Annotated in this window: 9 protein-coding genes; 3 read left to right on the forward strand and 6 right to left on the reverse strand. The window is 62.9% G+C overall.

What is annotated here, in order from left to right:
- Window positions 1-465: carboxypeptidase-like regulatory domain-containing protein (locus ACYVDE_RS08460; protein ID WP_460501057.1), on the reverse strand; the 465-nt coding region annotated here is incomplete at its 3' end.
- A gap of 167 nt (window positions 466-632) precedes the next feature.
- Between ACYVDE_RS08460 and ACYVDE_RS08465 the strand changes: the two genes are divergently transcribed.
- On the forward strand, window positions 633-1,256 hold the full coding sequence (locus tag ACYVDE_RS08465; protein WP_460501058.1) for a Riean_0653 family protein: 624 nt from the start codon (window positions 633-635) through the stop codon (window positions 1,254-1,256).
- Window positions 1,257-1,305: 49 nt separating this feature from the next.
- On the opposite strand, the gene ACYVDE_RS08470 is transcribed toward ACYVDE_RS08465, so the two are convergent.
- From ACYVDE_RS08470 to ACYVDE_RS08485, 4 genes are all read right to left on the reverse strand, one after another.
- Complete coding sequence (locus tag ACYVDE_RS08470; protein WP_460501059.1) at window positions 1,306-2,031, reverse strand: class I SAM-dependent methyltransferase; 726 nt, start codon at window positions 2,029-2,031, stop codon at window positions 1,306-1,308.
- Window positions 2,032-2,115: 84 nt separating this feature from the next.
- Entirely contained in the window at window positions 2,116-2,940 is an 825-nt protein-coding gene (locus tag ACYVDE_RS08475; RefSeq protein ID WP_460501060.1) for an alpha/beta fold hydrolase, read from the reverse strand.
- Window positions 2,941-3,029: 89 nt separating this feature from the next.
- Complete coding sequence (locus ACYVDE_RS08480) at window positions 3,030-4,004, reverse strand: toxin-antitoxin system YwqK family antitoxin (RefSeq protein ID WP_460501061.1); 975 nt, start codon at window positions 4,002-4,004, stop codon at window positions 3,030-3,032.
- A gap of 94 nt (window positions 4,005-4,098) precedes the next feature.
- Window positions 4,099-6,378: an aconitate hydratase gene (locus ACYVDE_RS08485; protein WP_460501062.1), complete on the reverse strand. Its 2,280-nt coding sequence runs from the start codon at window positions 6,376-6,378 to the stop codon at window positions 4,099-4,101.
- Between the two features lie 228 nt (window positions 6,379-6,606).
- On the opposite strand from ACYVDE_RS08485, the gene ACYVDE_RS08490 reads away from it, so the two are divergent.
- Both ACYVDE_RS08490 and ACYVDE_RS08495 read left to right on the forward strand, forming a co-directional pair.
- Entirely contained in the window at window positions 6,607-7,461 is an 855-nt protein-coding gene (locus ACYVDE_RS08490; RefSeq protein ID WP_460501063.1) for a hypothetical protein, read from the forward strand.
- Window positions 7,462-7,598: 137 nt separating this feature from the next.
- Window positions 7,599-8,924 carry a peroxiredoxin family protein gene (locus ACYVDE_RS08495; RefSeq protein WP_460501064.1) on the forward strand — a complete coding sequence of 442 codons (1,326 nt, stop codon included), beginning with the start codon at window positions 7,599-7,601 and terminating at the stop codon, window positions 8,922-8,924.
- A 131-nt stretch (window positions 8,925-9,055) separates the two neighbouring features.
- On the opposite strand, the gene ACYVDE_RS08500 is transcribed toward ACYVDE_RS08495, so the two are convergent.
- On the reverse strand, window positions 9,056-9,458 hold a 403-nt coding region (locus tag ACYVDE_RS08500; protein ID WP_460501065.1), incomplete at its 5' end, for a cytochrome P450.

Consider the following 9,458-nt stretch of genomic DNA (forward strand, 5'->3'; position numbering starts at 1 on the left):
GTCGCCGAGGGCCCCGGCCGTGGTCACGATGTCGAGGGGCTTGAGCAGGGTGCCGCGCTTGCTGTCGCTGGCCTCGAAGGCCCCAGCCGTCACGACCACGTCGCCGAGGGCGGCGGGGTTCTGCTTCAGCCGGATGTTGGGCAGGCTCACGGGGCTCTCGCCGAGGTTCACCAGTACTTCCTGCGGCACGTAGCCCACGAAGCTCACCACCAGCACGGCCGGCCCAGCCGCCCCGATAGTGCGAAAATCAAAGCGGCCCAGCGAGTCGGTGCTGGCCCCGTCGAAGGTGCCCTTCAGGAACACGTTCACGCCTGGCAGCGGCTGCCCGGCAGCCTCGCGCACGGTACCGCGCAGGCGAGTGGGCGCGGTGGTAGGCTGGTGGGTTTTGGCGGCGGGGGCCGTTTGGGCAAGTAGGGCGGCGGGTGCGCTCAGCAGCAGGAGCAGCGGGAGTAGCGGGGTTTTCATGGCGCGGGCGGTTTTGATGCTTCAAAGGTGCCCGCGCCGCTGCCGGCGCTCAATTTCCCGTTGCCGAACCGTCGGATGGAGCGGATGAACCGTCGGGGTGGCGGATGAGCCGACGCAACCACTTGCGCCGTACTGGTATCTTGCTGCTGTTCCTTTCCCTTTACGTCATGCGCCTTCGCTCCTTCCTCTCCATTCTCAGCTTGCTGCCGCTAAGCGCCTGCACCAAATCGTGCAGCATGGAATACGATAACAACGAGGAGTTTTCCAAAGCCAAGCTGCCGGCTTATACCGAAACCGGGGCCGGCACCCTGGGCTGCATACTGGGCGCGCAAACGTGGACGGTGCTGGGCAGCTACGAGCAGCGGGGGGGACTGGGCGGCAGCTATTGGCAGCCCAACAGCGTACTATCGACTGGCAGCTTCGCGGTGCCGCCGCACATCGAAGTCAACGGCCGGATGAGCGGCGTGCGTAACAGCAAGCCGTTCTACGACATGGGCATCAGCTTCCAGATTTGGCCTTCCGATACGCTTGGCGGCCTGCACTTGCTGGGGGCCGATACGTCGCGCAGCTACACAGGCAGGTTTGTGGAGCAGATGCAAGCCATCGACTTTCTGAGCTCGAGCTATGCCGATTACCACAGCAGCAACCGCCGCCCAGTGCGCCTGGTGGTGCGCAAGCTCAACCGCTTCAACCACACCGTGAGCGGCACATTTGCCGGCACTCTCTATAACGGCACCGGCGGGCACGATTCCATCACAGTAACGGATGGCCGGTTCGACCTGAGCTATTGAGGCCGCCGGCGGTACTAAAAACGTCGTGCTGCTTTACTCAGCGCCCGCTCTACACCCGCCCTTCGCCCACGCACGTGACGCCGGCCACGCGGTTGGCGCGCGAAAACTTCATTTCGAGCGAGTTCAGCCCCAGCAGCACCTTGTTCACCAGCGGGTGCGAGGGCTTCATGTTGGAAGCCGCTTCGTTTTTGCGCAGGTTGTTCAAACGGCGCACCGTCCAGACCAGCGGAAACAGCGCCCCGTAGAGGTAGTAGTTGCGGATGCGGCGGAAGCCGGCCTGGTGCAGCACCCCGCTCAGCATCGGAATGGTGTAGCGGCGGTAGTGCTCCAGAAATACGTCGTGCCCGCTCCACAGCGACTGAAACGCCGGTACCGTGATGAAAAAGTGGTTGTGGTCGCCCACGCTGGCGGCCTTCACGCGCTGCAGCATGGCCAGGTCGTCGGGCAGGTGTTCCAGCACGTCCATCATGATGAACAGGCCGTCGGTCACGTTCATTGGCACGTCGTGCACCTTCTCCACCTTGGCCCCGCGCGTGGCCGCCATCTCCACCTCCGAGTACCCGATGTCCACCAGCCACACCTTGGCAATGGCGGCCCCCAGGGTCTTTTCCAGTTCGTAGGCAAAGAAGCCCGAGCCCGAGCCAATGTCAATAATCGTCAGCGGCCGGCCGGACTTGGCCAGTTGCTCAGCAAAGCGCAGCAGCGGCAGCTTCTTGCTCTGGTAGTACCAGTGCGTGTCGGGATTAACGCCGTTTTCGAGTTCTTTTAAATCCATGAGGTGTGGGCAAGGTCCGGCAAGTTAGGCATTCGGGGCGAGGTGCGCACTCGCTCGCTAACCTGGCCGCGCCGGGCAGCCAGGCTAGTGGGCCAGCGGCAGCATGGTTTTAGCTCGAAAAAACGCGTCGGTTTTTCGGTTGAATTCCTCCGCGTGCTCCTGCAGCGTGGCGTGGCCGCTGTTGGGCACAATCCAGAGCCAGGCGTGGGCCAGGCTTTGGTAGATGGCCACCGTATGCTCAGGCCGAATCACGTCGCGGTCGCCGGCGATGATGAAGGCCGGCACCCGCACCCGCCGCAGCGCCGAGAGCGGAATGTTGGGCTGAAACACGTCGAGACAAAACACTTTCCAGTCGTTGCGCCGCTTGGGGTCGGTGAATTTCACGTTCTTATTATCCCGGTAGCCACGCTGCTGCTGCCGCCACAGGCTCGGCATCAGGGCCGTGGAGTCGGGCCAGAGGTTGGCGCCGGTGGCGGCCAGCCGCTTCACCTTTTCGGGGTGGCGCATGGCCAGCACCAGCGCGTTGATGCCGCCATCGCTCCACCCCAGCACGTAGGCCGAGTCGATGCGCAAACTCGTGAGCAGGCCCGCGAAGTCGTCGGCCATCATCTCGAAGCTCAGCGAGTCGCCGGGGTCGATGGATTTGCCGTGGGCGCGGCTGTCCACGGCAATGACGCGGTAGCGCTTGGCGAAGTACGGGATGTTCTTCGCCCAAGCCGCGATGTTATCGCCGTTGCCGTGAATCAGGAGCAGCGGCGGGCCCTGGCCGTAGGTTTCGTAGTACAGCTTCACGCCGCGCACCAGCTGGTAGTGCCCGGCGGCGGGATTATGGCCGTAGGGCAGGGTGGTTTGGGCGTAGCCCAACAGGTGGCCGAAAAATAAGCTGAGTAGCAGCAGGAAAGTTTTCATAAACGAAAACGCACGTTCTTTGTGCGGGCGCACTATATGCACGGGCCCTAAGTGCCAGCGGCTACAGCTTGCCAACAGCGCCGTGAAACTTACTCACCCAGCGGCTCCACCGCTAACCCGACCACGGGGCGGCCTTCGTGCGTTTCAGCGCGGGTAGTGATGCGGATGCGGTAGTCGGCGGCTATTGGCTCGCCGGCTGCCGCCTGCGGCAACCAGGTTGCGGGCACTCGTTCCAGGGCAGCCAGCAGCAGCTTTTCGTACCGCGTGGGACTGGCCCCAGACGCCAGCGCTACCTCAGTACGCTGACCGGTAGCATCCACGGCCACCCGAAACTCTACCGCGCCGCTTTTGGCCACGCCGTATATCGTGTTGAAATGGCTGTCTAAGCTATGATACACTTCTTCCTTCAGGCGCTCTTTTCCTCCTAAATACAGTACCGGATGAGTTGCGGCTGCCGCGCCACTTACTACCGAACCACTTTCGGCGCGCCAGTATAGGAGGTGCTGGCCGAAGTGGTCGACCTTCTGGATGACCTGCCCCTGCCGGTCGTAATACAGCCACACGCCCACGCGCTTGCCCTGCGCGTACAAACCCTGCGCCTGCAGTGCAGCCGTGGTATCGCTGGTGTTGACTGAATACCCGGCCGTGGGTCCGGCGCCGTTGGGTGTGGCCGTGGCGGCTAGGCTGTTACCCCGCCCAAAAGGACTGCCGCGCTCTAGCTTGAAGTGGTAATACGACCACATGCCTTCCGGCTGCCCCGCATGATAGCCACCTTTATTCAACAGGCAGTTCCACGGCCGGTCTTGCGAAAAAACCCGCCATTCACCTTCTTTCATACCGTGGTCGTAACTGCCCGCTTCCATGATTGCGATGCCGGCAAACGTCATGGGTCGGTAACGCACATAAGCGCCTTGTCGCACCTTCTTATCCGTTACCAGCACGTTGTACTCCTCCACTTCACCCTCAAACGTGCGCACCTGCACCGGTTTAGTTTCGACTTGAGCTACCACAGGCCACACGGGTAACAGTAGCGCCCCCAGTAGCAGGGCTTTTTTTGCTTTCATGGGAAGGAAGAGGTTTCAGCGGGGCAATAAATATAAACGGCCGCCCCGGTTTCCCGAGGCGGCCGTTGTGGCTTAAGCGGCTGACTGACGATACTTACGCCGTCTGACCGGCTTCGCGCATGCGAATCAGGTTCAGGGCCGAGCCGGCTTTGAACCACTCAATCTGGCCCTCGTTGTAGGTGTGGTTGAGGGTGATGAGGTCGGTGTCGCCGTCGGCGTGGTGCAGGCGGGCCTGCAGGGGCTTGCCTTCCTGGAAGGTGGTCAGGCCGAGGATGTCGATGGTGTCGCCTTCTTCAATCAGGTCGTAGTCGGCCTTGTTGGCGAAGGTGAGGCCGAGCATGCCCTGCTTCTTCAGGTTGGTTTCGTGGATGCGGGCGAAGCTCTTCACAATCACGGCGCGCACGCCGAGGTGACGGGGCTCCATGGCGGCGTGCTCGCGCGACGAGCCTTCGCCGTAGTTCTCATCGCCAATTACCACGGTGCCGATGCCCATGCTCTTGTAGGAGCGGGCCGACTGCGGCACGGTGCTGTAGTCGTCGCCTTGCACCGCGAAGTTGCGCACCTTGTTGGCCTCGCCATTGAAGGCGTTGGTAGCCCCGATGAGCATGTTGTTCGAGATGTTATCTAAGTGGCCGCGGTATTTCAGCCACGGGCCGGCCATCGAGATGTGGTCGGTGGTGCACTTGCCCTGGGCCTTGATGAGCAGACGCAGGCCCATTAGGTCGGTACCCTCCCAGGCCTTGAAGGGCTCCAGCAGCTCGAGGCGGTCCGAGGTGGGGTTCACAATCACCTGCACGCCCGAGCCGTCGGCCGCGGGCGCCTGGAAGCCGGCATCCTCCACCGCGAAGCCGCGGGGGGGCATTTCCACGCCCTGGGGCTCGTCGAGCTTCACAGCACCGTTAGCACCCTGCAGGGTGTCGGTGAGGGGGTTGAAGGTGAGGTCGCCGGCAATGGCGAAGGCGGTCACGATTTCGGGCGAGGCCACGAAGGCGTGGGTGTTGGGGTTGCCGTCGTTACGCTTGGCGAAGTTGCGGTTGAAGCTCGTGATGATGGAGTTGCGACGCTTGGGGTCGTCGGTGTGGCGGGCCCACTGGCCGATGCACGGGCCGCAGGCGTTGGCGAGCACCACGCCGCCCATGTCGGCGAAGGTGTCAAGCAGGCCGTCGCGCTGCACGGTGTAGCGCACCAGCTCCGAGCCGGGCGTGATGGTAAACTCGGCGTTCACGGTCAGACCCTTATCCACGGCTTGCTTGGCGATGCTGGCGGCGCGGGTGATGTCTTCGTACGAGGAGTTGGTGCACGAGCCGATGAGGCCCACTTCCAGCTTCTCGGGCCAGCCGTGCTCTTTCACGGCCGCGGCGAACTGCGAGATGGGCCAGGCGGCGTCCGGCGTGAACGGGCCGTTCACGTAGGGCTCCAGCGTGTTCAGGTCGATTTCGATGAGCTGGTCGTAGAACTTGGCGGGGTCAGCGTACACCTCGTCGTCGGCGCGCAGGTGCTGGCGCACGGCGGCGGCGGCTTCGGCAATCTCGGCGCGGCCGGTGCCGCGCAGGTAGTCGCCCATTTTCTCGTCGTACGAGAACACCGAGGTGGTGGCGCCAATTTCGGCGCCCATGTTGCAGATGGTGCCTTTGCCGGTGCAGCTCAGGGCCTCCGCGCCGTCGCCGAAGTACTCGATGATGGCGCCGGTGCCGCCCTTCACGGTGAGGATGCCGGCCACCTTCAGAATCACGTCCTTAGCCGAAGTCCAGCCGTTCATCTTGCCAGTCAGCTTCACACCGATAACCTTCGGGAACTTCAATTCCCAGGCCATGCCGGCCATCACGTCCACGGCATCGGCACCGCCTACGCCGATGGCAATCATGCCCAGGCCGCCCGCATTGGGGGTATGCGAGTCGGTGCCAATCATCATGCCGCCGGGGAAGGCGTAGTTCTCGAGAACAACTTGGTGAATGATGCCCGCGCCCGGCTTCCAGAAGCCCAGGCCGTATTTATTCGACACCGAGGCCAGGAAGTCGTACACTTCCTTGTTCTCGGAGTTGGCTTCGGCGAGGTCGGCGGTGGCGCCGTCCTTGGCCTGAATGAGGTGGTCGCAATGTACCGTGGAGGGCACGGCGGCCGTGGCCTTGCCGGCCTGCATGAACTGGAGCAGCGCCATTTGGGCGGTGGCGTCCTGCATGGCTACGCGGTCGGGGGCGAAATCGACGTAGGAAACGCCGCGCTCGTAGGCCTGCTTAACATCGCCACCGTAGAGGTGGGCGTAGAGGATTTTCTCGGTGAGGGTGAGCGGGCGCGCCACCGCGGCGCGGGCCGCTTCGATGCGGGAACCCATGCCGGCGTACACGGCGCGAATCATTTCCAGGTCGAAAGCCATAGGATGCGAGGTAAATAGAGGGTGATGGCCGCAAAGGTAGTATCCACGCGAAGTTGGACCTAGCCCGGGCGGCGGTTATCCAGGGTAAACGCAGGTTGGGCGGGTGGCGTTGGGCCGAAGGGGCTACAGCGGCCGCAGTGCGCATTTTTGCAGCGGCGAAACCCACCGCGGCAACTGCCCGCAGCCAAATGCAGTAGTTCGGCATCTGTTCAGACCTTTGCCTGCATTATGAAAGTATTTTCTCTGCCCCTGCTGGCCGCCGCTGCACTGGCCCTCACCGGCTGCGACACGACCACCACTAAAAAAGAAGCTGCTCAAACCAGCGAAGCCCCCAACCCGGCCAATGCCGACGCTCCCGCAGCCGACGCGGCCAGTGGCTCCGCCAGCACCCCAGCCACTGAAAATGCCGCGCCAACAGCCGCCCAAGCCAGCGACGTGGCCCTGCCGGCCGGCCTGAAGCCGGGCCGCTGGCAAGGCTATCTGATGGTCAAAAACCACGCGGTGCACTTCGGTTTCGAAGTGGCCGTGGAAAACAACAAAGCCATTGCCTACCTCATCAACCAAGGCCCCGAAGGCCAGGAGCGGCTGCGTTGCGACACCGTGCGCCCCATCGGCGACTCGGCCGTCATCAGCCTGCCCGGCACCGCCGCCACGCTGGTAGTGCGCGCCAACGGCACCGACCACCTGGCCGGCGCCTGGGTGCAGCCCAACGGCAAAAAGACCGTTCGCACGGCTTTCAGCGCCATCTATGGCGAGCAAAGTCCGCTGCGGCCAGATGCGGCCACACCCAATTTTGCCGGCACCTGGAAGGCCACCATTAAAACTAGCAGCGGCAAGTCGGCGGCGGCTACGTTGGTTATCAAGCAGGACGGTGCCAAGCTGACCAGCAAGCTCACGGGCACGAACGGCAGCTTTTCGTACCTGTCGGGCGCGGCGCTAGGCGACGGCATGGGCATCTCCAGCTTCGACGGGCGCACCGGGGTGCTACTGCAAGCCAAAAAGCTGCCCGATGGCTCGCTAAAAGGGCTTTTCTATGCGGATAAAGCGGTAGCTGAAACCTGGACGGCCGTGCGGGCGCGGTAGGAAACTGCTGGTACGACAAGACTTCGTGCTCAAATCAAGGCAGATGGCCGCATTTATCAACCGAAAAGTCAAGCCACCGACAACCTAACCGACCAACGTGCGGTTGTTGGGGTTCTGTTCGCACATTTGCGCTTACCATGAAAGCATTTTCTTCTTCCCTGCTGGCTGCGGCCGCACTGGGCCTGGGCCTCGCCGGCTGCTCCTCTCCTTCCACTTCTTCATCCGAAACGGCCACGGGCGGCGCGGCGGGTGCGCCCACGCTCGCGCCCGGCCCCTGGCGCGGGGTGCTGGCCACGCAAGGCCAGGAAATTCCGTTTTTGTTTGAGGTAAAAACCGAAGCCGGCCAGCCAGTAGTCTACCTCATCAACCAGGGCCTGAACGGCGAGGAGCGTCTGCGCTGCGACGATATTAAATCGGCCGGCGACTCCACTACCATCCGCCTGCACGCCTTCGATGCGGCGCTGGTGGTGCGGGCCGACGGCGCCGACAAGCTGAAAGGCACTTGGGTGAAATACGATTCGAAAACGCCCTACCGCGTGCCGCTCACGGCTTCGGCCGGCACGCAGGAGCTGTTTCCGGCCGCTAAGTCGGCCGAGGCTACGGGCAATTTCGGCGGTACCTGGCGGGCTACTTTCGCCGAGGGTGCCGACAGCTACCCCGCCACGGGCGTATTCACCCAGAAAGGCGACAAGCTCACCGGCACCTTCCTCACCACCACCGGCGACTACCGCTACCTCAGTGGCCGCGTGGATGGGCAAACCATGCGCGTGAGCACTTTCGACGGCAGCCATGCCTTCCTGTTCACGGCCCACAACGGGCCCAAGGAGCCGGTCGATATCACCAAAGAATACGCGCCCAATACGCTGTTCGGCGACTTCTACTCCGGTAAGTCGGGCCACGAAACCTGGACGGCCGTGCCCGACCCCAAGGCCAAGCTGCCCGATGCCGACACGCTCACCTACCTCAAAAAGGGTGAATCGCGGCTGAATTTCAAATTCCCCAACGTCGTCGAAGGCGGCAGCATTTCGCCCACCGATGCCAAGTACCGCGGCAAAGTAGTGGTGCTGCAAATTCTGGGTTCGTGGTGCCCCAACTGCATGGACGAGACCAACTTCCTGGCCCCGTGGTACGAGAAGAACAAGGCGCGCGGCGTCGAAATCATCGGCCTGGGCTACGAGCGCAGCGGCGACTATGCGGTATCGGCTCCCAAGCTACGCAGCATGCGCGAGCGGTTCAAAATTGGCTACGACGTGGCGTTTGCGGGCGTGAGCAACAAGGATTCGGTGGCGCAGTCGCTGCCGCAGCTGGCGAAGTTCCTGGCTTTCCCCACCACCATTTTCCTCGATAAGAAAGGCAACGTGCGGAAAATCCACACCGGCTTCAGCGGGCCGGGCACGGGCAAATATTACCAGGAAGAAATCGACGGTTTTAATAAGACCATTGACAAGCTGCTGAAGGAGTAGCGCGGGGCGTAACTTTTCGAAGAACGTCATGCTGAGCTTGTTGAAGCATCTCTACCGCAGCAGTAATTGATTTTACTTGCGCGGTAGAGATGCTTCGACAAGCTCAGCATGACGTTCTTTTTTCCAGCAATTCAGCGTAACCGCAGCCGTACCCGAAAATCGTGCTTCGGGCGTAGCGTCACGAGGGGCTGGAGCGTGGCTTCGGGCTGGCCGGGCACCCATTCGATATCGAACTGGCGCAGCAGTTCCAGCGTCACGAGGTGCATTTCGGTAAGGGCGAACTGCATGCCGATGCACAGGCGCGGGCCGCCGCCGAAGGGCACGTAGGCGTTGGGCTGCACCGGGCGGGCCTGGCCGGGGCCGAAGCGGGCGGGCCGAAACTCCTCGGGTGCGTCCCAATACTTCGGGTCGTGGTGCAGGCCGTGGAAGTAGAGGGAGAACAGCGTGCCGGCCGGAATGCGCAGGCCTTGAAACTCGTCGTCGGCCAGGGCCACGCGGTCCACCATCCAGGCGGGCGGGTAGAGGCGCATGGCC

It is taken from the genome of Hymenobacter agri, assembly GCF_054778495.1.

What these genes read in the sequence shown, in the direction of transcription:
- ACYVDE_RS08490 (WP_460501063.1), top strand. Translation starts at nt 6,607, where the DNA reads ATGAAAGTATTTTCTCTGCCCCTGCTGGCCGCCGCTGCACTGGCCCTC.
- ACYVDE_RS08475 (WP_460501060.1), bottom strand. Translation starts at nt 2,940, where the DNA reads ATGAAAACTTTCCTGCTGCTACTCAGCTTATTTTTCGGCCACCTGTTG.
- ACYVDE_RS08480 (WP_460501061.1), bottom strand. Translation starts at nt 4,004, where the DNA reads ATGAAAGCAAAAAAAGCCCTGCTACTGGGGGCGCTACTGTTACCCGTG.
- ACYVDE_RS08485 (WP_460501062.1), bottom strand. Translation starts at nt 6,378, where the DNA reads ATGGCTTTCGACCTGGAAATGATTCGCGCCGTGTACGCCGGCATGGGT.
- ACYVDE_RS08470 (WP_460501059.1), bottom strand. Translation starts at nt 2,031, where the DNA reads ATGGATTTAAAAGAACTCGAAAACGGCGTTAATCCCGACACGCACTGG.
- ACYVDE_RS08465 (WP_460501058.1), top strand. Translation starts at nt 633, where the DNA reads ATGCGCCTTCGCTCCTTCCTCTCCATTCTCAGCTTGCTGCCGCTAAGC.
- ACYVDE_RS08495 (WP_460501064.1), top strand. Translation starts at nt 7,599, where the DNA reads ATGAAAGCATTTTCTTCTTCCCTGCTGGCTGCGGCCGCACTGGGCCTG.